The organism is Kitasatospora sp. NPDC058046, from assembly GCF_042885595.1.
Classification (GTDB): Bacteria; Actinomycetota; Actinomycetes; order Streptomycetales; family Streptomycetaceae; genus Kitasatospora.
This window is the reverse complement of record NZ_JBHVRS010000004.1, coordinates 500,330-524,536: the sequence shown is the minus strand read 5'-3', so window position 1 is coordinate 524,536 and position 24,207 is coordinate 500,330. Positions and strand designations below refer to the sequence as shown.

Below are 24,207 nucleotides of genomic sequence, written 5' to 3'. Positions count from 1 at the left end.
TCGCGGGCGCTGCGGGTGCTGATGGACGCCTTCTCCGACGGGGTGCACCTGCGCAACGACATCTTCTCGTACCAGCGGGAGGTGGAGGACGAGGGTGAGCTGAGCAACGGCATCCTGGTGCTGGAGCGGTTCCTGGAGTGCTCCACCCAGGAGGCCGCCGAGGCGGTCAACGACCTGCTCACCTCGCGGCTGCAGCAGTTCGAGAACACCGTGTTCACCGAACTGCCGGTGCTGTTCGCGGAGACCGGGCTGGACCCGGCGGGCCGTGCCCGGGTGATGGCGTACGTCAAGGGTCTCCAGGACTGGCAGTCCGGCGGGCACGAGTGGCACCTGCGCTCCAGCCGGTACATGAACGGCGGTGGGGCGGCGGCGAGTTCGTCCGGTTCGGCGGCCTCGGGCGCCGAGGTGGCGCCCGGCTCGGGCGGTGGGCTGCCGGGGCTGCCGGGGCTGCCGGGAGGGCCCGGGGGCGGCAACTGGTGGGACCAGTACGCGATCGGCGGCATCGGGACCTCGGCGCTGGACATCCTGCGCAGCACGGCCGCCGGGGCTTCGGCGGCCGGGGCTTCGGTGGCCGCGGCGGAGGCGAGCCCGGCGGAGGCGAGCCCGACGGGTGCGGCCGAGGGTGCGGCGGGCCCGGCCGTGCGGCGGGCGCGGTCGCACGGCCACGTGCCGCACCAGGCCGTCGGGCCGTCCCTGCTGCCCGAGTTCGAGCTGCCGTACGAGCTCCGGCTGAGCCCGCACCTGGACGGCGCCCGGGAACGCGTGATCGAGTGGGCCGGGCGGATGGGGCTGCTGGCGGCGGAGCCGGGCGTCCCCGCGTCCGGCATCTGGGACGCCGAGTCGATGCGCGACTACGACCTCCCGCTCTGCGCGGCCGGCCTCCACCCGGACGCCACCGCCGACCAACTCGACATCGCCTCCGCCTGGTTGGCCTGGGGCACCTGGGCCGACGACTACTACCCCAGGGCCTTCGGACGCACCCGCGACCTGGGCGGCGCCAAGGCCGCCAACGCGCGGCTGTCCCTGTTCATGCCGGTGGACGGCACCCCCGCGCCGGAGCCCGTCAACGCGCTGGAGCGCGGCCTCGCCGACATCTGGGAGCGCACCGCCGGCCCGATGACCGTCGAGGCCAGGGGCCGGTTCCGGGAGGCCGTCGAGGTGATGCTGGACAGCTGGATCTGGGAGCTGGCCAACCAGATCCAGAACCGGATCCCGGACCCGGTGGACTACCTGGAGATGCGCCGCTCCACCTTCGGCTCCGAGCTCACCACGAGCCTCTCCCGCCTCGGCCACGGGCAGACCGTGCCGCAGGAGGTGTACGACCACGGCTCGATGCGCGCGCTGGAGAACTCCGCGATGGACTACGCGTGCATGATGAACGACCTCTTCTCGTACCAGAAGGAGGTCGAGTACGAGGGCGAGCTGCACAACGCCGTCCTGGTGGTGCAGAACTTCTTCGGCTGCGACTACCCGTCCGGGGTCCGGATCGTCGACGACCTGATGCACTCGCGGCTGGGCCAGTTCCAGCACGTCGCGCAGAAGGAACTCCCGGTCATGTACGAGGACTTCGGGCTGGAGCAGGCGGCCAGGGAACTGCTCGACGGGTACGTGGGGGAGCTGGAGAACTGGCTCGCGGGCATCCTCAACTGGCACGGGGGCTGCCTCCGGTACGGCACGGCCGACCTGGAGCGGCACTTCGGCGCCGAACGTGACCTGGTGGAGGCCTCGCAGGCCCGTCGGGCGGCCACGGCGGCGGCCGCCGAGGCTCCGGCGGCGAGCACCGCACCGGTGGTTCCGAGCGTGCCGGTGCCCTCGGCGCCCCCGGTGCCGCTCGGCCCGACCGGCCTGGGCACGGCCTCGCTGCGCCTGTCGGCGGGCGGCTGACCTCGGAGGTCCGCACCCGCGCGGGTTCCAGCCCGCGCGGGTGCGGCGCGTCGTGGCTAGGCTGACGAACCGGGGGCCGGCGTACGCCCTCCCGGCGCGCGCACTTCGCCACACACGAGGGCAGAGAGATGGCTGCGCTACCTGAGGGCACACCCTGTTGGGCCGACGCGATGTTCACCGACCTGGAGGGCGCCAAGGCCTTCTACGGCGACGTGCTGGGCTGGACCTTCGGCGAGAGCTCGTCGGAGTTCGGCAACTACACCCAGGCGTACTCGGACGGCAAGGCGGTCGCCGCGGTCGTGCCGCCGATGCCCGGCGCGGAGGCCCAGTCCGCCTGGTGCCTGTACCTGGCCTCACCGGACGCCGGCGCCACCGCGGCGCGGATCCGCGCCAACGGCGGCGAGGTGGTCATGGGGCCGATGCAGGTCGGCGACTTCGGCACGCTGGTGATCGCCAGGGACCCGGGCGGCGTCGTGTTCGGCGTCTGGCAGGCCGGGCGGCACGAGGGCTTCGAGAAGCAGGGCGAGCCCGGCGCGTACAGCTGGGCCGAGGTGGTGACCCGCGAGCCCGCGAAGGCGGACGCCTTCTTCCCGGCGGTCTTCCCGTACGGCGTGCAGAAGATGGCGGGCGGGGACTTCGACTACCGGATGTTCCAGGTCGGCGGCCGGCCGGTGCTGGGCCGGATGGGAGCGGAGGGCGACTTCCTGCCGCCCGAGGCCCCCTCGTACATCAGCGTCTACTTCGCGGTGGACGACACCGACGCCGCGATCGGGCGGCTGACGGCGCGCGGCGGCACGGTGTACTTCGGGCCGATGGACAGCCCGTTCGGCCGGTTCGCGGCGGTCGGCGACCCGCAGGGCGCGGCCTTCGGGTTGATCGACCTCGACCGGCGGGTAGGGGAGCAGCCGGAGACGGAGGACGTCTGATGCGTCCGACGGGACGACGAGCGACAGGGGTGGCCGATGGGTGAGCGCGAGGAACTCGTCGAGACGCTGGACAAGCACCGCGGACTGCTGCGGCACACCGTACGGGACCTCACCGACGCGCAGGCGGCCGAGCGCACCACCGTCAGCGAGCTGAGCCTCGGCGGCCTGATCAAGCACGTGGCGGGGGTCGAGGCGCGCTGGGCGCGGTTCATCACCGGCGGTGCGGAGGCGATGCGGAGCGGGGACGCGGGCGCCGCCGACCCGGACGCCTGGGCGGCCCAGTTCCGGATGGCGGAGGGCGACACCCTGGCCGGGCTGCTCGCCGAGTACGAGCGGACGGCGCGCGGAACGGACGAGCTGGTCCGGAGCCTGCCCGACCTCGACGCCGCCCACGACCTGCCGCCCGCGCCCTGGTTCCCGCCGGGCACGGCCTGGTCGGCCCGGCGGGTGCTGCTGCACCTGATCGCCGAGACCGCGCAGCACGCCGGGCACGCGGACATCATCCGGGAGGCGCTGGACGGGGCGAAGTCGATGGGCTGAGCCGGAGCGGCGCCGGGGCGGCCGTCAGGGCAGCTCCACGCCGAGGAGTTCGCGCAGCGCCCGGCCGCCGTCCGGGGTGACCCGGAGGGCCCGGCCGGAGCCGATCCGCTCCACCCAGGCGCGGTCCAGGGCGGCCCGGCAGAGGGCCGCGCCCAGCGCCCCGCCCAGGTGGCCGCGGCGCTCCGTCCAGTCCAGGCAGCTGCGCACCACCGGGCGTCCGCCGCGGCGGCCCGCGCCCGGCGGCAGCTCGATCGCCTGCGCGGCCAGCCAGTCCCGGCCGCGTCCGGTGAGGGCCAGCCCGTCCTCCTCGGTGACCAGGCCGCGCGCGAACAGCGCGTCCGACACGGCCACGCCGAGGCGTCCGGCCAGGTGGTCGTAGCAGGTGCGGGCGCGGGCCTCGGCGCTCAGCCGGGTGGCCTCGGTCAGGGTGCGGGGCGCGCTCGCGGGGCCGGGACCGGACTCCGCGAAGACGGTGAGGTCCTCGATCAGCGTGGCCACCGCGGGCGAGGCCAGCCGGACGTACCGGTGCCGGCCCTGCCGCTCCTCGGCCAGCAGCCCGCCCGCGATCAGCCGGGACAGGTGCTCGCTGGCCGTGGACGGCGCGACGCGCGCGTGCCGGGCCAGCTCACCGGCCGTCCAGGCGCGGCCGTCGAGCAGGGCGGAGCAGATGGCGGCCCGGGTGGGGTCGGCGAGCAGGGCGGCGAGGGCGGCGAGCGTCATGCCTCCATGGTCGGGGCACGGCGGTGCGTGGATGCCCTGGTGCGGGGGACGGGGCGGTCGCGGCGGCGGGGCCGCGTGGGGGAGCGGAGCCGGGGGCATGCCTCCAGGGTCGCCCCGGCACGGTTCGGCCGGGGCCGAAACGACCCGGGGCCACGATGACGGCATGAGCGAAACCACGGTGGTCCCCGGGGCGGCGACCACGACCTTCTCCCGCTACGACGATGTGACGGCGGCCCTGGCCGATCCCGCGCTGGTGCCGCTGCCCGCGGCGGCCCCCGCGCCTGGTGTGCCGGGCGGCGCCCCCGGCACGGTGGCCTGGCTGCGGGCCGCCGTCGCCAGGTTCAGCTCCGGGGAACCGCACGCCCGGCGCCGGGCGCTGGTGCTGGCCGACCTGGAGCGGCTGGACCCGGACCGGCTGCGGGTGGCCGCGGCCGGCGGCTTCGAGTCCGACGTCCGGCTGCGGGTCGTCCGGGTGCTCGCGGCGGAGCTCGGCCTGGCCGACCCGGAGGCCGTGGCGCGGGACGTCGCGACGGTGTCCCGGGCGTACTTCACCGACGCGCCGGCCTGTTCGGCGGTGGACGGCCCGGTAGTGGACGGCCCGGTGGCGGGCGCGTCGTTGGACCCGGTGGTGGACGGCGCGTCGGCCGACCCGGTGGCCGACGCGGCGGTGGCCCGGCTGCTGCCCGCGATGGGGGACCGGGACGAGGAGACCGCCGCGAACCGGATCGGCCTGCTCGTCCAGGCCTGCGACGCCACCGCCGCGCTGGTCGAGGGCGCCCGCCGGCACGAGGAGGGGTTGGCCGGCGTGCTGCGCACGGACCCGCCGGTCCGGACGATGCGGCGGATCGCCGTCCGGGCGACCGAGGTCGGCGGGGTCGCGGTGCCGGTCGGGACGCGGGTCCTGCTCGACATCGCCGCCGCCCAGGCCGGGGCGCCGGCCGGGGCGGCGGCCGGGGTCGCGCTCACCTTCGGTGCCCCGCCCCGGAGTTGCCCGGGCCGCTCGCAGGCCCTGGTGATCGCCGAGGGCATCCTGTACGGCGCCTCCGACCCGGCGGACACCGGGACGCCGCCGTCGACCCCGGACCTCGACAAGGCCGAACTGGCCGCCCTGGTGCCGGAGATGGTCGCGTACGTGCTCGCCCTGGCGGTCGGCTGGACGGCCTGGGACGGCCGTCCGATCGTCAACACCGACGGCCGAACCTACGCGCCGCACAAGGCCGTTCGCCGCATCACCGACCATCTCGTCGACCACCTCGCCGAGGTGGAGGCCCGGCTGGTCGGCGAACCGACCGAGCCCGACCACTGGCACGCCTCCAACGCCACCACCCCGGCCGACCTGGCCCCGTTCACCACCGCCGATCTGGACGAGGCCCGCAGCCGGCTGACCAGGCTGGCCGGGATCTGGTCCCGGCGGGTCGCGGCGCTGCCGGACGAACGGCTGGACGACTCCCCGGGGACGGGCTGGAGCTTCCGGCAGATCGTCTGCCACGTCTCCGAGGCCGGGTACTACTACGCGGACTCGGTCGGGAGCCTGGCGGGTGCGAGGGGCGGCGCCGCGGATCCGGCGTGGGTGGCCGACGGCCCGACGTGGGTGACCGACAGTCCGGCGGACCCGACCGGACACCGTGCGAACGAGCCGATGGAGACGACCCGATGACCCCCTTCGCCGCCCTGCACCACCGCCCCGGGCGCCCGCTGCTGCTCCCCAACGCCTGGGACCACGCCTCGGCCGTCGCCCTCGCCGCCCAGGGCCACCCCGCGATCGGCACCACCAGCCTGGGCGTGGCGGCCGTCGCCGGTCTCCCCGACGGCGCCGCCGCCACCCGCGCGGAGACCGTACGGCTGGCGCGCCGGCTCGGTCACGGCGGCTTCCTGCTCAGCGTCGACGCGGAGTCCGGGTTCAGCGACGACCCGGACGAAGTCGCCGAGCTGGCCGTTGAGTTGGTCGAGGCCGGCGCGGTCGGCATCAACCTGGAGGACGGCCGCGCGGACGGCACGCTGACCCCGTCCGCCCGCCACGCCGCGAAGATCGCCGCGGTGAAGGCGGCCGCCCCGGAGCTGTTCGTCAACGCCCGTACCGACACCTACTGGTGCGGGCAGGACGCCCCCGAGGCGGAGACGCTCCGCCGCCTGGACGCCTACCAACAGGCGGGCGCGGACGGCGTGTTCGTTCCCGGGCTGACCGGTCCGGCGGCCATCGGCCGGCTGGTCGGCGCGCTCGCCGTCCCGCTCAACATCCTCTGGACGCCGACCGGCCCGGGCCTCGCCGAGCTGGCCGCGCTCGGGGTGGCCCGGGTCAGCCTCGGGTCGCTGCTGTACCGCGCGGCACTGGCGGCGGCGGTGGCCACGGCGGCGGCCGTCGCGGCGGGGGAGCCGGTCGGTCCGGTGCCGGGGTACGCGGAGGTGCAGGCGCTCAGCGGGAGCTGAGCCGCGCGGTCGGGGCGGCGCTGTACCGCGCGGTCGGGGCGGCGCTGTACCGCGCGGTCGGGCGGGAGGCGGCACGTCGGGCGGGGCGGCCCCCGGAGGGCTCAGTTCTGTCCGCGGGCCGTCCTGGCCGCTTCGATCCCGTCCAGGATGACGTTGACGCCCCGGGCGAAGGTGCTGTCCCGGCCTCCGGCGACCTCGTCCGGAACCGAGGTGGTGTACAGCCGGTGCAGCCGCGGGAAGTCCTTGGTGGCCTCCGTGACGACGGGCAGCAGCCGGTTCATCCACTCCTGCTCGTCCTGGCCGCTGCGGGCCAGCGCGGCCAGCCAGGCGGCCTCCACGCAGGCGGTCCCGATGGTGTAGCCCATGACCGCGTTCATCGCGTCGTTCGCCTCGACGATCTCGAAGCCGGCCGCCTCCAGGACGTCCAGCAGGGCTTCGGAGAGCCGCATCCAGTTGGGGCCGAGATAGATCATCCCGACGTCTCCGATCACCCCGACCATCCACGGGTGGCGGATGATGGCCGTGCGCATGCTCTCGGCGCACTCCGCGATCTTCGCGCGCCAGACCTTCGGCTCCTCGGACCCCTCGGCCGAGGGGTGCGGGAGGGTGCCGAAGACCTGGTCGACGACCAGGGCGAGCAGCTCGTCCTTGTTGGCGACGTGGGTGTAGAGCGAGGTGGCGCCGGCGTTCAGCCGGGCGGCGAGCTTGCGCATGCTCAGCGCCTCGATGCCGCCGGAGTCCAGCAGCGCGAAGGCCTCGGCGACGATCTGTTCGCGGCTGAGGGCGGGCTGTTCCCGCCGTCGCTCGGGGCGGTTCCACGGCATGGGGATGCCCGGGGTCGTGCCGTCCTCTGTCCTGGCCGCCATCGGGCCCTCCTCACCAATCGTCCGGATCCGGTCCGGTTCGGCGCCGCTCGCCACGGGCTGATGCGAACAGTGTACGGCGCGACGAACGGCGTGCGGAGATCGAACGGTGTACGGCGTTGCGAACAGTGTGCGGTGTCCGTACAGTGTTCGGAGCGGCGCACACCGTTCCCCTGGGGACGGAGGACGGTGTGCCCGCGACGACTTCCGCGCGGCTCCGGCGTCACAGCCCGGCCCGCGCGCCCGTTCCGACGCTCGACGCCCGAGCTCGGAGTCCGACGCTCGAAGCCCGAAGTTCGAAGGGGGAAACGCCGTGGAACGTCATCCGCAGCGCTGGCTCATCCTGGTCGTGCTCTGTCTCAGCAGCCTGGTGCTGGTGATCGACAACATGGTGCTCACGGTGTCCATCCCGCCGATCGCGGAGGACCTCAAGGCCGGGGCGCAGGACATCCAGTGGATCATCGACTCGTACATCCTGGTCTTCGCCGGCCTGCTGCTCACCTCCGGCAGCCTCTCCGACCGCTTCGGACGGCGGAAGGTGATGATCGTCGGGCTGGCGCTGTTCGGCGCCGCCTCACTGGTCGCGGCGTACGCCGGCAGCCCCGGTGAGCTGATAGCCGGGCGCGTCCTGATGGGCGTCGGCGGCGCGCTGGTCATGCCGAGCACGCTCTCCATCCTGATCACCGTCTTCGACGACGAGGAGCGCCCGAAGGCGATCGCCGCGTGGACCGCGGTGGCCATGGTCGGCCTGGTCGGCGGTCCGGTGCTGGGCGGCGCGCTGATCGCGCACTTCTGGTGGGGCGCGGTCTTCCTGCTCAACGTGCCGATCGCGGCCGTCGCCATCGTCGCCGCGGTGCTGCTGATGCCGGAGTCCAAGGGACCGTGGCGCCGCCCCGACCTGCTCGGCATGGTGCTGTCGATGGTCGGCATGACGGCGCTGGTGTGGTCGATCATCGTGCTGCCCCAGGACGGCTTCACCAGCGTGAGCACCCTCGGCGCACTCGCCCTCGCGGTGGCCTCGCTGGTCGGCTTCGCCGTCCGGCAGGTCCGCACCGACTCGCCGATGGTCCCGATCAAGCTGTTCCGCAACCGGGTCTTCACCGGCGCCAGCTTCTCGCTCATCCTGCTGACCTTCGCGACCGGCGGGCTGATGCTGGTCCTCACCCAGTACCTCCAGTTCGTGCTGGAGTTCTCGCCCACCGACACCGGCCTCGCCTTCATCCCGCTGGCCATCGCCTCGCTGGTGTTCAACGCGCTGGGCGCGGTGCTCGGCAAGAAGGTCCCGGCGTGGGTGTTCACCTCGATCGGCATGCTGATCATCGCGGGCGGCTTCGGACTGCTCGCCACCCTCTCGGTCGGCGACGGCTTCACCAAGGTCTCCCTGGCCATGCTGGTGCTCGGCATCGGCTCCGGCCTCGCCATGCCGGCCGCCTCCAACGCGCTGATGAGCGCCATCCCCAGTGAGCACGCCGGCGTCGGCTCCGCGCTCAACGACACCATCCAGCAGTCCGGTGCGGCGCTCGGCGTGGCCATCCTCGGCACCGTGCTCTCCAGCACCTACACCGGCGCGATGCCCGCGGCCGCCCCCGCCGCCGCCCGCCACGACATCACCGGCGCGCTCGCGGTGGCCGGCTCCACCGGGGACGGCGGCCTGGTCGCGGCCGCCCGGGAGGCGTTCAACACCGCCACCTCCACCACCTTCACGGCGGGCGGCATCGCGGTCGTCGCGGCGGCGGCGCTCACCCTGGTGCTGATGCGCGACGGCCGGAAGGCCGCCGGTACGGGGGCCGAGCCCCCGGCGGTGCCGGAGGCCGAGCCGGTCGCCTGACCGGCCCCTCTCCCCGGGCAGATCGCCCCGGCCGCCTCGTGCGGCCGGGGCCGTCGGCGTCCGCCCGCCGCCCTGCCGCCCTCCTGCCGCTGTCCTGCTGCCGTCCGCCCGCCGGGTCCCTGCGGGGCGCGTAGCCTCGGATCATGGAACCGTCCACCTCGTACCAGGAACGCGCGTGCCGGCTGCCCGGCGCGGTCCTGTGGACGAAGCCGGCCCTCGGGCGTACAGGCGGGCATGCGAGTGCCGGGCGTACGGGCGCCGCGCGGGCCGGGCTCGTCCTGCCCGACGGCTGCATGGACCTGCTGTGGACGGAGGGCCGGCTGCTGGTCGCCGGACCGGACACCCGCGCCTTCCACCCCGGCCCCGGACTGCGCGGCCCGTGGGCGGGCGTACGCTTCCGCCCCGGCGCCGCCCCCGCCCTGCTCGGCGTCCCCGCGCACGAACTGCGGGACCGCCGCGTCGAGTTGGCCGACCTGCGGCCAGCCGCCGAGGTCCGTCGGCTGGCCGGACACATCGACGCGGCCCCCGACCCGGCCGCCGCCCTGGAGGCCCTGGCCCTGCGGCTGGCCGCCGACGCCCAGCCCGAGGACCCCCTGATCCGCGCCGTGGCCGCTTCGCTCGCCGCCGGCCGCTCCGTCGCCGCGACGGCCGAGACGGTCGGCCTCGGCGCCCGCCAACTGCACCGCCGCTCCCTGGCCGCCTTCGGCTACGGGCCCAAGACCCTCGCCCGGATCCTGCGCCTCCAGCGCGCCCTGGCCCTCGCCCGCTCCGGCGTCCCGCCGGCCGAGACGGCGGCCCGGACCAGCTACGCGGACCAGGCCCACCTGGCCCGCGACGTAAGGGAGTTGGCGGGCCTGCCGCTGACCGCGCTGCTCTCCTCCTAGGGCCTGTCCTCGAGCGGTGCCAGCAGGTCCACCCCGTTGCCGTCCGGATCGTGCACCACGGCGTACCGCTGCCCCCAGAAGGCGTCCCACGGCTCCAACTCCCCGTGGTACCCGGCGCCGGTCAACTCCCCGTACAGCGCGTCCACCTGCGCGGGACTCGCGCAGCGGAACGCCAGTGCGGACCGGCTACCGCCGCTCGGCGGCCGCCAGCCGGGATGGAACGACCGGATGGTGGCCTCGGAGTCGAGTACCAGAAGCGGCCCGCCCGGCACCTCGCCCTCGACGTGCGGCTCCCCCTCCGCCCCCTCGGGAAACCCCACCCCCAGCCGCCGGTAGAAGCCGACCGAGGCGGCCACATCCGCAACGGCCAGCCCGACGAACGCGAACTGCGGTACACCTGTGCTGTTCATGCCCCCACGCTAGGCACCCCCGCCCCACCCGGTCTTGAACGAATCGGACACCGGCCGCCCGACGGCCCGGCTACGAGGGCATCACCCCGTGGATGCGGGAGAGGGTGAAGACCCGTTCGGCGTCGCGCAGGTGGCACCAGGCGTGGAGGTAGGGCGCGTCGAGTTCGAGGCGGCTCAGGGTGCGGACGGTCGTGTTGCCCGAGGTGGCGGTGTACTCGACGGTGATCGGCTGCTTCTCGTTGACGGCGTGGGCCAGTTGGCGGACGTCGGTGAAGGACAGGTTGCGCGCGTGCCCGGCGATGATCTCCTCGGTGTCGCTGGCGTAGGGGCGGCCGTCGTCGGGGTCGGGCTCCGGAGCCTCCTGCGGGGCCGCCAGTAGCCGGGCGGCGACGGCTGCCAGGTCGGTGGCGGTCCGGGCGCCCGCGACGCGGACGGCCTTCCGCCGTGGGCCGGCGGGTCGGCGCGGGGTCGGGAGTGGGTTCGTTGCCCGGTGTCGCCGGGTCCACTCGATGCGGACGGATCCGTCCTGCTCCTCGGCGACGGGGGCGTAGCCCGCCGACCGCAGGGCCGCGAGCGTCTCGTCCGGCGGGGTCCGGCTGATCAGCACCGTCGGTGCCAACTGCCGCAGGCCGAGCGGGGCGAGCCTGCGGTGGGCGGCCAGTTCGGCGAGGAGGGCGGGTTCCGCGCCGTGGATCACGCAGGCCGCGGAGACGACGCGCACCCGGCCGTGGCCGCGCGCGGTGTCGCGGATCAGGTACGCGAGCGGTTGTGGCAGCGGTTCCGTGGTGGTGGCGACGGCGATGGCGGCGAGGTCGGCCGTCAGCGTGTCGGCGGTGTGGCCGGCGTCGAGGGCGCGGCGGACGCTGTCCGGGCTGAACCGCCATACCGACGCCGTACCGGTGGCCTCCCGGTCGGCGACGGAGTCCAGCAGCGTGACGAGGGGCGTCGAGGGCGTGCCGGCGACCACGGCCGTGAGATCGCTGCCGAAGCGGGCGGACCCGGTGGAGGCGGGCAGCAGCCGTCGACAGGCGGCGGCCACCGCGTCCGGGCCGTCGGCGTCCAGGGCCGCCCCGAGCGGGGACAGGGCGCCGAGGGCGAGGACGCCGAGCAGCTCCGACTCGCCGACCAGGGTGGCGAACGGGCTGGCGTCCTGGGCGAGTTGGTCGACGAGCGGACGCTGCCACGCGATCAGCGCCCCCAGGTCCGCCGGGTCGGTCGCCCCCTCACCCGCCGGGAGCCGCGCCGCGGAGGCGAGCAGTCCGTGCCGGGCCTGGACGCAGCCCCCGCGGGGCGGGGCTCCGGCGAGGGCGGGCAGCGCCTTCCCCTCCTCGTCGCGGCTCCCGCCGGGGGTCAGCGGCAGTGTCCACCAGGCGCGGAGGAGCACGGCGAGCCGGTCGGCGGGTTCCCCCTCCGCCCAGCCGTCGTAGGCCTCGGTCGCCGCGACCCGGTCGCCGTCCCGGGCCAGCAGCCCGGCCGCGGCGGCCGACTCCAGCGCGATGCGCACCACAGTGTCGTCGCACTTCGCGGCCTTGCCGAGCCGGGACAGCTCGCGGGCTCCGATCCCGCCGGACTTCAGCCGGGCCGGGGGAGCGGCGGCGCACGCCGCGAGGACGGAGGAGGCGTGGGCGGCGAACGCCATCGCCGCGGCGGCGGCCTCCCGGTCGACCGCCGATCCGGTGACGGGCCGCGTCCGGACCTCGGGCGGGACGGGCGTGAACGGGGCGTGCCAGCCGGTGCCGCGCAGCGCGAGGGCCACCTCCGAGGGCATCCGGGCGGGCCCGTACCAGCGCCCGTCCCGGATCAGCAACCCCCGTTCCAGCGCCCACCGTTCGCCCGGCCCGGGATCCGGCCGCGGGAGGCCGTACAGGATGCGGGCCGACCGCTCCGGCGCCTGCCGCGCACGTTGCTCCAGGAGTTTCCGGGCGGCCGCGGGGGCCTTGGCGACCAGCGCGGTGACCCGGTCCGGATCGCCGTGGTGGTCGATCAGCGCGGCCAGCCGCTTCTGCTTGGTGCCCGTCGACGTGATGCCGACGGCGGCGAGCATGCGGCCCAGATCGGTGGAGGTCGTGTCCGCGAGCAGCCGTGCCAGTGGCGCGTCCAACCCGAGGGGTGCGGCCCACACCTGCCGCAGCGGCGCCGCCACGTGCAGCCGCCCGTCGCCGCCCGGCCACACCAGCGCGCGATCGGCCAACTCCCGCAGTACCGCTTCCAGTTGGTGAGCGCTCTCCCCGTCCGTCGCGTCGAGGAGGTTCGCCAGTACGTCCCGGGTGGCAGGCGCCAGCGCGGCGGCGCCCTCCGCCACCTGGAGTTCGGGCAGCGTGAGTCGGGGGATCGCCAGCGCGACCGAGGCCGGGCGCTGGAGCCGGTCCGCCAGTTCGCCGACCGATCGCGGCTCCGGCTCCACCGCGGCGTCCGGGCGCGAGGCCAGGACCCGTACGACCTGTGCCGCGTCGGCGCCGCGCAGCCACGCGACCAGGGTCGATCCACTTGTCTTGCCGATGGGGAACACCTCACCACAGAGGACGGACGCCGTCCCAGGTCGGAACCGGCCGGGGCTCAAGCATGGCAAACACGGTGTGCCGGCGGGCGGTTCGGGCCGCACGGCGAAGCGACCGGCGGGCGGTTCGGGAGACAGCGAGGGCCCGGGCCGCGGTCGGTGGTCGCGGTCCGGGCCCTCGGGGACGGGAGCGTACGGGAGCAGCACCCGCGGCAGGGCGGTCAGTGCAGGACGTTCAGGGAGTTGGTGGCGTCGTCGACGAAGTACACGGCGTCGCGGTCGAGGTCGACCGCGAGCCCGAACAGGGCGCCGGCGCCGGGCGGGGTGCCGCTGTCGTCGAGCGTGCGGACGGCGACCTGGTCGCCGGCGGGGGTGGTCTCGACCAGGTTGCCGTCGCCGGAGTTCACCGTGAGGACGTCGCCGCCGGGGGCGACGGCCAGGCCGAGCGGCCCGTTGAGGTTGCCGCCGGTGCTGACGGTGGTGCCGGTACCGGCGTCGGAGACGCGGTGGACGGCGTCGGGGATCGCGGCGATCCGGTTGGCGAGGGTGTCCGCCACGTAGAGCGTGTCGTCGTGGCCCAGGCCGACGCCGGTCGGGCCGATCACCAGGGCGGCCGGGTCGGTGCGCTGGCCGAAGCCCGAACCGATCCGGGTGGTCGCGATCCGCTGCGGCGGTGCGCCGCCCGGCCGGCACAGGGTGATCCGCAGGACGGTGCCCTGGTCGACCTCGGCCCCGCCGCCCGCGACCGTGCCGTTCAGCAGGTTGGTCACGAACAGCTCGTCGCGGTCGCCGGAGCTGACGGCCGTCATGTCCCACGGGCCGTTGATGCCGTCGCCCGCGATGGTCTCGCGGACCGTGCCGTTGCTGTCCAGCACCAGCAGGCAGCCGGCCTGGACGGTGGCGGAGGTGCCGTCCGTGGTGGGCGTGCTGCCGACCACGACCCAGCCGCCCGGCAGGACGGTCAGCGCCGTCGAGAGCCCGACCCCGCCGGGGCACGGCCCGGGCAGGTGCGCCGGGTCGATCTGGGCGAACGTGCTGACGGCGCCGTCCGGACTCACCTGGACCAGGGTGGTCCCGGTGCCCTGCTGGTTCTGCGCGTTGTTGAAGTTGCTGATCAGGACGTTGCCGCGGTGCAGCCTGCCCGTGCTGTGCTGGATCACGAACGTGCCGTACGGGTTCACGTCCCCGTTCGCGGGCACGGTCGAGGCGACCGGGGACACGGTGTTCAGCGGCCCGAGGAACGGTGCTCGGCCGACGGCGCCCCCCGCCGCCGTGGCGCCGAGCACCACCACGGCGGCGGCGACCACGCCGGCCTGCCCCCAGAACCTCATGCGCGAAGAGTGAAGTCTCATAACGCGAAGTTATGTCGTGGTCGAATCGCCTGGCGCGCGGAGTTCACCCAGCGGGGTCCCGCGGGGACGCCAGGGGTCCGGGCCCGCCTCGCCCGGGAGGGCGCCGCTAGGAGAGCGCCGCGAAGCCGGTGCAGAGCAGGCGGACGCTCCGGGTGAACTTCTCGTCCTGGCCCACGCGCGGGATCAACGGGCCCATGAGCAGGGGGAACCGCTCGCACAGCTCGGCGTACTGCTCCGCGGTGACGGGCGGTGGCGCCGCCGGCTGGTTCTGCTCCTGGAGCACGAAGCCGGTGACGTGGCTGAGCAGGGTGTCGGCGGCGATGCCGCAGTGCTCGGCGGGGAGGCCGGCGTCGAGGAGGGTGCGCAGCAGGCGTTCCATCAGGGAGAGGGCGCCGGGGCTGAGCACGCCGGGGCTCTCGGCGAGGAGCTGGGCGCCGCCGGGGTGCTGTTTGAGGCTCAGGCGCAGGGCGGCGGCCTGGGCCTCGACGCGGTGCTGCCAGGTGGCGGTGGGCGGGAGGGCGGCGAGGGCCTCGGTGCCGGCGTCGTACGCGCTGCGGCAGACCCGGTCGGCCATCAGGGCGAGCAACTCGTCCTTGCCGCGCACGTGGTAGTAGAGGCTGCCCGCGTGGGCGTCCAGGCGGTCGGCGACCTGGCGCATGGACAGGTTCTGGTAGCCGACCTCCGCGAAGACGGCCATGCCCGCATCGACGATGCGCTCCTTGGTGAGCTTCATGCGGTCCACCGTACAACGTTTTCCAACGCTGTTCGAAAACTGTGCTAGCTTGGCGTCATCAGGTTTTCGAACGGCGTTGGAAAACGTCGGAACCGGGGGGGAGGGCCAGACATGGGAGCGATCGTCTTCAACGTGACCACGGCCGCGCTGATGGTCATGATGGTCAACTGCGGGCTCGGCGTCGTCGGCCGCGACACCCTGCGCGGACGGCCGCTCCCGTGGGCGGCGCTCGCCCTGACCGCGCTCGCCGTCGGCGGCGTCCTGCTCCAGCTGCTCTGGTCCGGCGCCATGGACGCGCTCGACGCGGACCCCGCCAAGTCCGGCTGGTGGCGCGAGTTCACCTCGGTGTTCATGCAGAACGGCGGCCTCTTCGGCGGCCTGTGGAACCTCGTCACCCTCGCCGCCGTCGCCGCCCTCGCCCAGTGGTACTGGGGCGGCCCGCTCACCCTCGGCCTCTTCCTCGCCGGCATCCTGCTGCCCGGCCGCGTCGACAGCCTGCTCGGCCTCGGCGGCGGCCCCAGCACCGACCCCCGCAACTTCGCCGGCAGCTCCGGCGCCACCTACTTCCTCGGCGCCACCCTCGCCCTGGCCTTCCTCACCCGCACCCGCCTCCCCAAGGAGCTCGCCCTGGCGGCCGGCGTCCCCGCCCTCGGCCTCGCGATGTGGATCGCCCAGGAGAACGGCCACGGACTCGTCTCCGTCTACGGCTTCGCCCTCGCGGCAGCCGCCTGGGCCGTCCGCCGCCGGCTCCGCCCGGCCGGCGCGTCCCGCCCGGCCCCCGGCCGGGCGGCCTGACCCTGAACTGCCGTGTCCTGGAGACCGGCTAGGGGGTCCGGCCGGCTCCTTCGATGAAGCTGGTCAGGCGCTGCGCGTAGGCGTCCGGATGGCTGAGGTGGGGGATGTGCCCGGCTCCCTCGAAGGTGTGGGTCTCGGCCTGGGGCAGGGCCGCGGAGAGCCGGGTGACGATCGCGGCGAACCAGGGCGGGCTCTGCGTCCCCTTCGTCAGCAGGGCGGGCCCGGTGTAGTGGGAGAGGCGGCCGAGGTCGAGGTTGGCCCACTGCGGGTCCGCCTGCTCGTCCGCGAAGGTGGGGGCGTTGGCGACGAAGGTCTCGCGGAGCTGTTCCGGCAGCCGGTCCCAGGCGCCGGGCCCCAGGGCGACCTCCTCCACGAACCGGCGTGCCCCCGGGAGGGTCCGGCCGGCCGTCAGGAGGGCGAGGACGGATTCGATCCTCTCCCCGGTGGCCGCCGTCATCGGCAGCAGCCGGGGGTCGTCGGCGACGGTGCCCAGGAGCGGGGGCTCGTGGGCGACGAGGCCCCGGAAGAGCTCGGGCCGCCGGGCCGCCAGGCCGAGCGCGGTCGAGGCGCCGAAGGAGTTGCCCGCGACGTACGCCGGCGCGAACCCGAGGGTCTCGATCAGCGCGGCCAGGTCCTCCTCGTCCTCGAACCGGGACCCCCGCCCCGGCGGGCGTTCGCTGCGGCTGTGCCCCCGCCGGTCGTAGGCGAGGACCCGGAACTTCTGCGCGAGGGCGGGCAGGACCGGCCCCCAGCTGCCGTGGTCGCCCCACGAGCCGTGCACCAGGACCAGCGGCTCGCCGTCCCCGCCCACCTCGTAGAAGAGCTCGACGCCGTTCACCGCGACCCGTGGCATGCCGCCCTCCTCGCCCGCAGACGGCGGTCGCCGCCGGGGCCATTGAGGCACCCCGGGCCCGGCCCCGCAACCGCGACGGGCCCGACACCACACGCACGGCCGCCCCGCGCGATTGGGGCGGATCAAAGCCCTGACGGGACGGAAGCCCATGGACGCGGAAACGACGAAGGCCCGGGCCGCTGAGCGGTCCGGGCCTTCTGCCGGCGGAGGATACGAGATTCGAACTCGTGAGGGGTTGCCCCCAACACGCTTTCCAATTCTTTCGATCCCCGTCCGCCGTGGTTCACACCCGTCCTGACCTGCGGCGTCGTCAACCACTGAGGGGCAACTGAATCTGGCTGGACGGGGGTGAACGAGACCAGAACTGAGACCAGGTGGTGCTCACCTACCGAGAACGCGCGTCGCCAGGCGGCCGCGGAGTCGGTGCTCTCGATCGGGTCACTCGTGGACAGGGGGTGGTGCGGAGGGCTTCGAAGCAGCGTCGGGTGTTGCCCGGCGCCTCCATGCAGAGGTGGCCCCACCCCTTGGCGGTTTCGTTGGTGGCGAACCGCAGCCGCCACTCGTCACCGACCGGTGGTGGCGGGACGTCGTCTCCACGCCTGGGGCTCACAGGGCGAGTACCTCGCCGTGGTCATCACCAGGAAGTGGCTCGGTGGGCTGGGCGCTCAGTGTGGGGTCCGCCAGGATCCTGGCAGTGGCCCGTCACTCGACGATCACGCGGTGCAGGTTGGTGTGGACGTCCAGTTCCACTCACGTCGCGGGTGGCGTCCACGAGGTCGACGACGAACTCGCGCACCTCCTCGGCCGACAGATGTCGAGCCCACGGGAAGACCTCGGGGAGGGCGAGGAGGACCGCGCGCACCCTCGTCACTGGTGATCAAGGCCGCGAACAGGCGCGCGGTGGCATCCGCGGCCTCCTCGCGCTGACGGTCGTGACGCTCGGTGGTCAGGTACGGGTCCTCGCCGTCACGACGGGTGACGTGGACGCGCTGTGCCCGCTCGACGGTGTCCGCGACACGCTTCGAGTTCTTCGAGAGGTCGGAGAACGACACAGTGAGAGGGGGACTCGACGATACTTCGGAATGTGTTCCGAAGTCGATCGGAAGGGCTGCGCCCCCGGGCCGGAGCCCGGAGTGGCCGATCGGGCTGGACGTCCTGCGTGGGGCCGCGTTGAACGGGAGCGGACGCGGCCGGGTCGATGCCTCCGCTCTGCAGGGGTAATTACGGAGAGTGTCGACACTCCTCGCGACCTTCGGGGATGCTGACTTCCAGAGGGCACTCGAAGGCTTCTCATGGTGCGCCCTCCCTGAAAGTGTGAAGTTCACGGTTTGCTCCTTGCATCGGTCGACTATGGAGGTGCATTCACGGCTTGTCAGTAAAGCTGCAGCTCATGACCACTATCTTGAGTGGCGGTCTGCGCTTTCTCTGAAGGTTGCGGTAGTAGAGATCTGTGCGCACTTCAGTGCGCAGTTGGTGCTCTGATGGTCAGCCATCTAGCTTTGCTTCAACAGGGCAGCCGACCGATGACGGGGAGAATGACTGCGTTGAGTGACAAGAGTAGTGACAGGAGACTCGTCTCCCGGGCCAAGATTGCAGAGCTGGCCGGCGTCGGGGCCCCTGCGGTCACGAACTGGCAGAACCGCCATCCGGACTTTCCGCAGGAGCAGCGGGTCGGCCACAAGCGGTTGTTTCGGCTCGCTGACATCGTGCGATGGCTCGACGCCCGGTCTGTGCCCAAGTCGGCACGGAGGGAGGGGGAGCACGTAGGGATCACCTATGGCGACAGGGTCCGAGCCTTGTCCGGGCAGTACGAGGGAGTGCCCGCGGCCGACCGGGCCGCTGGGTTCGCCGTCTCTTCACCGAGTGCCGAACAGTCGCGGTCGCGGTCCCGGCAAGTCCTGGCAGAGTTGCTGAAACCCCAGATGGTGGAAACGTGGGGCGCGCCGTCGCTGACGGCCTATCTTCCCTTGCCGATGTGCCTGATCTTTCTGAGGTGGGGAGCACACAAGGACTGGGTGGCCCTGGAGGATCGGGTCGGCGCACACCCGGCGGTGACACCCAAAGGCTTCCTCAGCGAGGTGGGGGAGCGAACCGATCGGTTGCTGAAGACCTGTGGGGCGGCGCCAGCCATGCGGTTTGCGCTGCAGGGTCTTGAGCCCCTACTCGCTGCTGACGTACCGCAGTTGATGACCTCGGTGGCTGGACTCGACCGGGATGCCTTCCGAGATCTGCTCGACGCGTACGCCGAGGTCGTGCGCATGGACAGTCGTAGCGCCTTCACACCCAGAACGGTGGTGGCCCTGCTGAGGGAGCTGGTTGCCCCGGCGGGTGTGTCGGGCCGGCTCCACGATCCCTATCCGCGTGGCGGTGAACTGCTGTCGGCCATGGTGGCGGCCAGTGGTGACGGTTCGGTGTTGAGGGTAACGGCCGGAAAGCCGGACGAGGCGACGCTGCGCCTGACCGCGATGAACTTGATGCTCCACGGTGTGACGCCACGGGTGGGCGCCCATGACATCGCACCATGGCCCGAGCCGGCGGAGCGACGGCAGGAACGGGTGGACCTGGTTCTGGCGAATCCGCCGTTCAACGCCGAATCGGGCCGGGTCGTGGCCGGAGGTTGGCGATATGGGTCCCCGCCTCCGTCCAACGCCAACTTCGCCTGGATCCAGCACATCCTCTCCACTCTCGGACCCGGTGGACGAGCTGCGGTGATCATGGCGGACAACGCTGCCGTATCCGACCAGCCGAGGGAGCGCGCGATCCGGCAAGCCCTGGTCGAGGACGGGGTCGTCGACGGCATCCTCGCCCTTCCCCCACACCTCTTCACCGGTACCGCGGTGTCGGCCTGCATCTGGTTCCTGTCGGCGCCGTCGCAACGTGCCGAGGTGCACTTCATCAATGCCCGCGAGTTGGGTGAGCTGGTCACGCGGACCCGCCGAGAGCTGAGCCCCGACGACGTACGGCTCCTGGGACAGATCCACCGATCGCTGCGTGACGGGAACCCCGTGCCCGACGAAGCGCGCGCGCTCGGTCGATCCGTCGCCGTGGAGGAGATCGAGCAGCGTGGCTACTCGCTCAGCCCCGTCGACTACGTCAGCCTCGGCGCGTACGAGGCGGCGACACCCGAGCAGGTGAAATCCGCCCGTCGGAAGCTCGACGATTCCCTGGACCTGGCGGGATCCCTGGACGCGGAGGCGTGGCGGCTCTGGGAGCGGGCAGCGCCCGGCCGCAGCCCGGAACCCGATGCGGGCGGCCGACGGAACGTGCTCCTGCAGGATCTGTGCAAGGTGCAGCCAGGCCCGTCGCCCTCCTTGCTGAACCCCGGGATGTACTCCGAGGACGGCACTGTCCGAGTGGTGCTGCCCAAGCACCTGCGAAACCGGCGGATCCATGGCAGCGAGGACACCAGAATCTCGGCACGCGACGCGCAGCAGCTCCAACGGTTCCTGTTGCGCGAGGGCGACATCCTCTGCACGCGTACCGGGACGGTCGGACCCGTGGCACTGGTGGGAGAGGAGGGGGCCGGCAGCCTCTACAGCGGGAACCTCCTCCGGCTGTACGACTTCGAACCCGATGTGGACCCGCGTTTCGTCCTGGCATACCTCTCGCTTCCGGGAGCCCAGGCATGGATCAAGGACCGGGCGGCGATGTCGACCGTCCACTCGATCAAGACCAGCGCGATGAGGCAGCTCCCGGTATCGCTGCCGCCGTACGAGGAGCAGCAGCGCGTTGGAGAGCTTCTGCGTGCGCTCGACGATCAGATCGCAGCCCACCAGCAGGCAGCTGCCGCAGCCGATGCCGCCAGGGGCGAGCTTTCAACGCTCTTGGTGGACACCGCGGCACTGCCGACCACTCACCAGTCCGATGCGGGCCTCATCCCTCCTATCGACCACACCACAGCAGAGGAAGCCGAAAATGAGTAGCCTGCCCGTCGTCACGCGAGTCCCGTGGCTGCTTGTCTCCGCGCTCACTTCCGTGGTCATCGCTTTGCTGGCCTTCATGCTGAAGCGGGGCGCCGGCACGGACCGGCACAGCGCCGTCATCACGGCCGGCGCGGCCTTCGCCAGCTGCATGCTGCTCTGCCTCGCGGTCCTCTCGGCCGCCGTGAGCGGCTGAACCGGACACCGGAAACGACGAAGGCCCGGGCCGCTGAGCGGTCCGGGCCTTCTGCCGGCGGAGGATACGAGATTCGAACTCGTGAGGGGTTGCCCCCAACACGCTTTCCAAGCGTGCGCCCTAGGCCTCTAGGCGAATCCTCCGTGGGAGAGCTTAGTACATGTTTCGGGGTGCTCGCGACCACCTGTCCCGCAGGCGGGAGGGTGGGGGTGGCCTGTGGATCGTTGGGGCGGGGATCCGGTACTGTGGGGGTCAGCCCCTCGTGTGGCGTCATCTCTCTGAACCCCCCCAGGGCCGGAAGGCAGCAAGGGTAAGAGGGCTCTGGCGGGTGCGCGAGGGGTCTTTGCGTTCCCGGGGCCCGGTCGGGGACGGTCGGCGGAGTGAGGGGCGACGCGTTTGTCGGTCCGTCCCGATATCGTCGGGGGTGTGTCCCTAGCCCTGTACCGCCGCTACCGCCCCGAGACCTTCGCGGAGGTCATCGGGCAGGAGCACGTGACCGCTCCGCTCCAGCAGGCCCTGCGCAACAACAGGGTCAACCACGCGTACCTGTTCAGCGGGCCGCGCGGCTGTGGCAAGACGACGAGCGCGCGCATCCTGGCCCGTTGCCTCAACTGCGAACAGGGGCCGACGCCGACGCCCTGCGGGGAGTGCCAGTCCTGTCGGGACCTCGCGACCGGCGGGCCCGGGTCGATCGACGTGATCGAGATCGACGCCGCCTCGCACGGTGGTGTGGACGACGCGCGCGAGCTGCGCGAGCGGGCGTTCTTCGCGCCGGTGCACAGCCGGTACAAGATCTTCATCCTGGACGAGGCCCACATGGTGACCTCGGCCGGCTTCAACGCGCTGCTGAAGGTGGTCGAGGAGCCGCCGGAGCACCTCAAGTTCATCTTCGCGACCACCGAGCCGGAGAAGGTGATCGGGACGATCCGGTCCCGGACGCACCACTACCCGTTCCGGCTGGTCCCGCCCGGCACGCTGCGCGACTACCTGGCGGAGGTGTGCGGCCGGGAGGGGATCCAGGTCGAGGACACCGTGTTCCCGCTGGTGGTGCGGGCGGGGGCCGGGTCGGTGCGTGACTCGATGTCGGTCATGGACCAGCTGCTGGCCGGGGCCGGCGAGGGCGGCGTGACGTACCAGATGGCCACGGCGCTGCTCGGGTACACCGACTCCGCGCTGCTGGACGAGGTGGTGGACGCCTTCGCCGCGCACGACGGGGCGACGGTGTTCCAGGTGATCGACCGGGTGGTCGAGGGCGGGCACGACCCGCGCCGCTTCGTCACCGACCTGCTGGAGCGGCTGCGCGACCTGGTGATCCTGGCCACCGTGCCGGACGCGGGGGAGAAGGGGCTGATCGACGCCCCGGCCGACCGGGTCGCGGTGATGCAGGCACAGGCGGACGCGTTCGGCGCGGCCGAGCTGAGCCGGGCCGCCGACCTCGTCAACACCGGGCTGACCGAGATGCGCGGCAACGCGGCGCCCCGGTTGCAGCTGGAGCTGATCTGCGCCCGGGTGATGCTGCCGGGCGCGTACAGCGACGAGCTGTCGTTGCAGGCGCGGATGGACAAGCTGGAGCGACGGGCGTCCGCGGGCGGGTTCGCCGCGCCGATGGCGGTGCCCGGGGGCATGCCGATGGCGGCTCCGACGGCGACGCCTCCGATGGCGGTGGCGCCGGTGGCCGAGGTGCCGGTGGCGCCCGCGCCGGTCCAGCCCGCCGCCGTACCGGCCGCGCAGGCCCCCCAGCCTGCGCAGGCCCCCCAGCCCGTACAGGCCGCGCCGCCCGCCGCCGCGCCCGCCGGGCCGGCGCCGGGTGCCTGGCCGATCCCGCGCAGCTTCCCGCCCGCCGGCGGGGCCCCCGCCGCGGCTCCCGCGGCGCCCCCCGTGGCGCAGCCGCAGGCCGCCCCGGCTCCGGCCCCGGCGCCGGCCGCCGCTCCCGTGCCCGCCCCGGCCCCCGCCCCGGTGGCGGCTCCCGGTGGGCAGCCGTCGGCGTCCGCGCAGCAGGGTGCCGCGCAGGTGCGGCAGCTGTGGCCGCAGATCCTGGAGGCGGTCAAGAACCGCCGCCGCTTCACCTGGATCCTGCTCAGCCAGAACGGCCAGGTGGCCGGGTTCGACGGCAGTGTGCTCCAGGTGTCCTTCATCAACGCCGGCGCCCGGGACAGCTTCGTCGGCAGCAACAGCGACGACGTGCTGCGCTCCGCGCTGGCCGACGCGCTGGGCGTGGACTGGCGGATCGAGTGCATCATCGACCCGTCCGGCGGCGTCGGCGGCCCGTCCGGCGGCGGCCTGTCCGGCGGTGGCCAGAGCGGCGGCGCACCGGGTGGCGGTGCCCAGGCCGGTGGCGGCTGGGGAGCCCCGGCGGCGCGTCCGGCGGCCGCCGCGCCGTCGATGCCCGCGCCAGCCCCGGCGCCCGTGCAGGCTCCGCCGGTCCAGGCCGCGCCGGCGCCCGTCCAGGCCCCGCCCGTGCAGCCCGCGCCGGTGCAGGCCCCGCCGCCGGTGGCGGCGCAGGCCCGTCCGGTGCGGTCGGTGGCTCCGGAGGACGACGTCCCGGAGGCGGACGACCCGGACCTCAAGGAGGACGTGTTCTCCGGCCAGGAGCTGATCATCCGCGAGTTGGGGGCGACGGTGCTGGAGGAGATCCACCACCAGGGCTCCTGAACCGGCCCCCGGGTCCTCCGGCCCAGGTCTCCAGGCCTACGGGCCCCTGAGCGGACCCTGATCCGGGCCCGATCCGGGGCCCGGACCGGCGGGCAGCACGTAGGCTCGGCGGTGACGGACGAAGCGCCGTACGACAGCCGTGACAGCAAGGAGACAGCCGTGTTCCCCGGTGGTGGCCAGCCCAACATGCAGCAGCTGCTGAAGCAGGCGCAGAAGATGCAGCAGGATCTCGCGAACGCCCAGCAGGAGCTGGCCGAGGCGAAGGTGAGCGGTTCGGCGGGCGGCGGCCTGGTCGAGGCGACGGTGACCGGTGCCGGTGAGCTGGTGGCGCTGAGCATCTCCCCGGCCGCCGTGGACCCGGACGACACCGAGACCCTGGCCGACCTGGTCCTGGCGGCCGTCCGGGACGCCAACCAGACCGCGCAGAAGCTGCAGGCCGAGCGCATGGGCCCGCTGACCCAGGGCCTGGGCGGCGGCGGCATCCCCGGCCTGCCGTTCTGACGTCGTCCAACGGCGGCTTCCAAGGCCAGAAGGTCTGAAGTTCAGACGACAGACCCATGTGATTTATGTGGGAGTCGGGCGTCGGGCGCTGTGTCCGACGCCCGATTCGTTGGATGATGGCACCGGAGCACCACCGGCCGTCCGGCACCACCGGCCCCGGCCACCCGGCTTCACCAGCTCCGGCTCCACGGGCCGCCAGGCCCCACCAGCCACCCGGCTCCACCGG

General features: G+C 73.6%; 19 protein-coding genes, 1 tRNA gene and 1 other RNA gene. 13 read left to right on the top strand and 8 right to left on the bottom strand.

Features of this window, described 5'->3' with window-relative positions; translation table 11 throughout:
* The 3 genes from ACFVU7_RS12190 to ACFVU7_RS12180 form a co-directional block, all read left to right on the top strand.
* Positions 1 to 1,884, top strand: a 1,884-nt coding sequence (locus ACFVU7_RS12190; RefSeq protein WP_388044997.1) for a hypothetical protein, incomplete at its 5' end; no start/stop codon positions are given.
* A gap of 128 nt (positions 1,885 to 2,012) precedes the next feature.
* On the top strand, positions 2,013 to 2,810 hold the full coding sequence (locus ACFVU7_RS12185; RefSeq protein ID WP_117488588.1) for a VOC family protein: 798 nt from the start codon (positions 2,013 to 2,015) through the stop codon (positions 2,808 to 2,810).
* A gap of 36 nt (positions 2,811 to 2,846) precedes the next feature.
* Positions 2,847 to 3,350 carry a DinB family protein gene (locus ACFVU7_RS12180; protein ID WP_049660190.1) on the top strand — a complete coding sequence of 168 codons (504 nt, stop codon included), beginning with the start codon at positions 2,847 to 2,849 and terminating at the stop codon, positions 3,348 to 3,350.
* Positions 3,351 to 3,374: 24 nt separating this feature from the next.
* On the opposite strand, the gene ACFVU7_RS12175 is transcribed toward ACFVU7_RS12180, so the two are convergent.
* A complete protein-coding gene (locus ACFVU7_RS12175; protein ID WP_388044996.1) occupies positions 3,375 to 4,070 on the bottom strand; it encodes an ArsR/SmtB family transcription factor in 696 nt (231 codons plus the stop codon).
* 163 nt (positions 4,071 to 4,233) lie between these two features.
* On the opposite strand from ACFVU7_RS12175, the gene ACFVU7_RS12170 reads away from it, so the two are divergent.
* A complete protein-coding gene (locus tag ACFVU7_RS12170; RefSeq protein ID WP_388044995.1) occupies positions 4,234 to 5,727 on the top strand; it encodes a hypothetical protein in 1,494 nt (497 codons plus the stop codon).
* On the top strand, positions 5,724 to 6,497 hold the full coding sequence (locus ACFVU7_RS12165; RefSeq protein WP_388044994.1) for an isocitrate lyase/phosphoenolpyruvate mutase family protein: 774 nt from the start codon (positions 5,724 to 5,726) through the stop codon (positions 6,495 to 6,497). Before ACFVU7_RS12170 ends, ACFVU7_RS12165 begins: the two co-directional genes overlap by 4 nt.
* A 101-nt stretch (positions 6,498 to 6,598) precedes the next feature.
* Here ACFVU7_RS12165 and ACFVU7_RS12160 read toward each other — a convergent pair whose 3' ends face one another.
* Positions 6,599 to 7,363: a TetR/AcrR family transcriptional regulator C-terminal domain-containing protein gene (locus tag ACFVU7_RS12160; RefSeq protein ID WP_388044993.1), complete on the bottom strand. Its 765-nt coding sequence runs from the start codon at positions 7,361 to 7,363 to the stop codon at positions 6,599 to 6,601.
* A gap of 310 nt (positions 7,364 to 7,673) precedes the next feature.
* Between ACFVU7_RS12160 and ACFVU7_RS12155 the strand changes: the two genes are divergently transcribed.
* A complete protein-coding gene (locus ACFVU7_RS12155) occupies positions 7,674 to 9,188 on the top strand; it encodes an MFS transporter (RefSeq protein WP_388044992.1) in 1,515 nt (504 codons plus the stop codon).
* 143 nt (positions 9,189 to 9,331) lie between these two features.
* On the top strand, positions 9,332 to 10,072 hold the full coding sequence (locus ACFVU7_RS12150; protein WP_388044991.1) for a helix-turn-helix domain-containing protein: 741 nt from the start codon (positions 9,332 to 9,334) through the stop codon (positions 10,070 to 10,072).
* Here the strand turns inward: ACFVU7_RS12150 and ACFVU7_RS12145 are convergent.
* From ACFVU7_RS12145 to ACFVU7_RS12130, 4 genes are all read right to left on the bottom strand, one after another.
* Positions 10,069 to 10,482, bottom strand: a complete 414-nt coding sequence (locus tag ACFVU7_RS12145; RefSeq protein WP_117488574.1) for a VOC family protein — start codon at positions 10,480 to 10,482, stop codon at positions 10,069 to 10,071. The genes ACFVU7_RS12150 and ACFVU7_RS12145 overlap by 4 nt on opposite strands.
* Positions 10,483 to 10,552: 70 nt before the next feature.
* Entirely contained in the window at positions 10,553 to 12,991 is a 2,439-nt protein-coding gene (locus tag ACFVU7_RS12140) for a helicase C-terminal domain-containing protein (protein ID WP_388044990.1), read from the bottom strand.
* Between the two features lie 209 nt (positions 12,992 to 13,200).
* On the bottom strand, positions 13,201 to 14,310 hold the full coding sequence (locus ACFVU7_RS12135; protein ID WP_388044989.1) for a hypothetical protein: 1,110 nt from the start codon (positions 14,308 to 14,310) through the stop codon (positions 13,201 to 13,203).
* 127 nt (positions 14,311 to 14,437) lie between these two features.
* The gene (locus tag ACFVU7_RS12130) at positions 14,438 to 15,064 is read right to left on the bottom strand and encodes a TetR/AcrR family transcriptional regulator (protein ID WP_388044988.1); all 627 of its coding nucleotides are present in this window, start codon (positions 15,062 to 15,064) and stop codon (positions 14,438 to 14,440) included.
* A 111-nt stretch (positions 15,065 to 15,175) separates the two neighbouring features.
* Here ACFVU7_RS12130 and ACFVU7_RS12125 point away from each other — a divergent pair, with 111 nt between their 5' ends.
* Positions 15,176 to 15,859, top strand: coding sequence for a hypothetical protein (locus tag ACFVU7_RS12125; RefSeq protein WP_388044986.1), 684 nt, complete (start codon positions 15,176 to 15,178; stop codon positions 15,857 to 15,859).
* Between the two features lie 28 nt (positions 15,860 to 15,887).
* Here ACFVU7_RS12125 and ACFVU7_RS12120 read toward each other — a convergent pair whose 3' ends face one another.
* Positions 15,888 to 16,712: an alpha/beta fold hydrolase gene (locus tag ACFVU7_RS12120; RefSeq protein WP_388044984.1), complete on the bottom strand. Its 825-nt coding sequence runs from the start codon at positions 16,710 to 16,712 to the stop codon at positions 15,888 to 15,890.
* Between the two features lie 1,544 nt (positions 16,713 to 18,256).
* Between ACFVU7_RS12120 and ACFVU7_RS12115 the strand changes: the two genes are divergently transcribed.
* Positions 18,257 to 20,635, top strand: a complete 2,379-nt coding sequence (locus ACFVU7_RS12115; RefSeq protein ID WP_158077683.1) for a type I restriction-modification system subunit M/S — start codon at positions 18,257 to 18,259, stop codon at positions 20,633 to 20,635.
* The gene (locus ACFVU7_RS12110) at positions 20,628 to 20,828 is read left to right on the top strand and encodes a hypothetical protein (protein ID WP_074001804.1); all 201 of its coding nucleotides are present in this window, start codon (positions 20,628 to 20,630) and stop codon (positions 20,826 to 20,828) included. Before ACFVU7_RS12115 ends, ACFVU7_RS12110 begins: the two co-directional genes overlap by 8 nt.
* Positions 20,829 to 20,886: 58 nt before the next feature.
* Here ACFVU7_RS12110 and ACFVU7_RS12105 read toward each other — a convergent pair.
* Positions 20,887 to 20,971, bottom strand: a tRNA-Ser gene (locus ACFVU7_RS12105).
* Between the two features lie 111 nt (positions 20,972 to 21,082).
* On the opposite strand from ACFVU7_RS12105, the gene ffs reads away from it, so the two are divergent.
* From ffs to ACFVU7_RS12090, 3 genes are all read left to right on the top strand, one after another.
* Positions 21,083 to 21,173: signal recognition particle sRNA small type (ffs, locus tag ACFVU7_RS12100), an RNA gene on the top strand.
* 81 nt (positions 21,174 to 21,254) lie between these two features.
* Positions 21,255 to 23,480: a DNA polymerase III subunit gamma and tau gene (locus tag ACFVU7_RS12095; protein ID WP_388044983.1), complete on the top strand. Its 2,226-nt coding sequence runs from the start codon at positions 21,255 to 21,257 to the stop codon at positions 23,478 to 23,480.
* 159 nt (positions 23,481 to 23,639) lie between these two features.
* Positions 23,640 to 23,981, top strand: coding sequence for a YbaB/EbfC family nucleoid-associated protein (locus ACFVU7_RS12090; protein ID WP_074001802.1), 342 nt, complete (start codon positions 23,640 to 23,642; stop codon positions 23,979 to 23,981).
* Positions 23,982 to 24,207 lie beyond the last annotated feature (226 nt).

Coding starts and splice junctions, on each gene's coding strand:
- ACFVU7_RS12175 (WP_388044996.1), bottom strand. CDS start 4,070: ATGACGCTCGCCGCCCTCGCCGCCCTGCTCGCCGACCCCACCCGGGCC.
- ACFVU7_RS12135 (WP_388044989.1), bottom strand. CDS start 14,310: ATGAGGTTCTGGGGGCAGGCCGGCGTGGTCGCCGCCGCCGTGGTGGTG.
- ACFVU7_RS12170 (WP_388044995.1), top strand. CDS start 4,234: ATGAGCGAAACCACGGTGGTCCCCGGGGCGGCGACCACGACCTTCTCC.
- ACFVU7_RS12160 (WP_388044993.1), bottom strand. CDS start 7,363: ATGGCGGCCAGGACAGAGGACGGCACGACCCCGGGCATCCCCATGCCG.
- ACFVU7_RS12125 (WP_388044986.1), top strand. CDS start 15,176: ATGGGAGCGATCGTCTTCAACGTGACCACGGCCGCGCTGATGGTCATG.
- ACFVU7_RS12130 (WP_388044988.1), bottom strand. CDS start 15,064: ATGAAGCTCACCAAGGAGCGCATCGTCGATGCGGGCATGGCCGTCTTC.
- ACFVU7_RS12120 (WP_388044984.1), bottom strand. CDS start 16,712: ATGCCACGGGTCGCGGTGAACGGCGTCGAGCTCTTCTACGAGGTGGGC.
- ACFVU7_RS12165 (WP_388044994.1), top strand. CDS start 5,724: ATGACCCCCTTCGCCGCCCTGCACCACCGCCCCGGGCGCCCGCTGCTG.
- ACFVU7_RS12110 (WP_074001804.1), top strand. CDS start 20,628: ATGAGTAGCCTGCCCGTCGTCACGCGAGTCCCGTGGCTGCTTGTCTCC.
- ACFVU7_RS12150 (WP_388044991.1), top strand. CDS start 9,332: ATGGAACCGTCCACCTCGTACCAGGAACGCGCGTGCCGGCTGCCCGGC.
- ACFVU7_RS12185 (WP_117488588.1), top strand. CDS start 2,013: ATGGCTGCGCTACCTGAGGGCACACCCTGTTGGGCCGACGCGATGTTC.
- ACFVU7_RS12145 (WP_117488574.1), bottom strand. CDS start 10,482: ATGAACAGCACAGGTGTACCGCAGTTCGCGTTCGTCGGGCTGGCCGTT.
- ACFVU7_RS12180 (WP_049660190.1), top strand. CDS start 2,847: ATGGGTGAGCGCGAGGAACTCGTCGAGACGCTGGACAAGCACCGCGGA.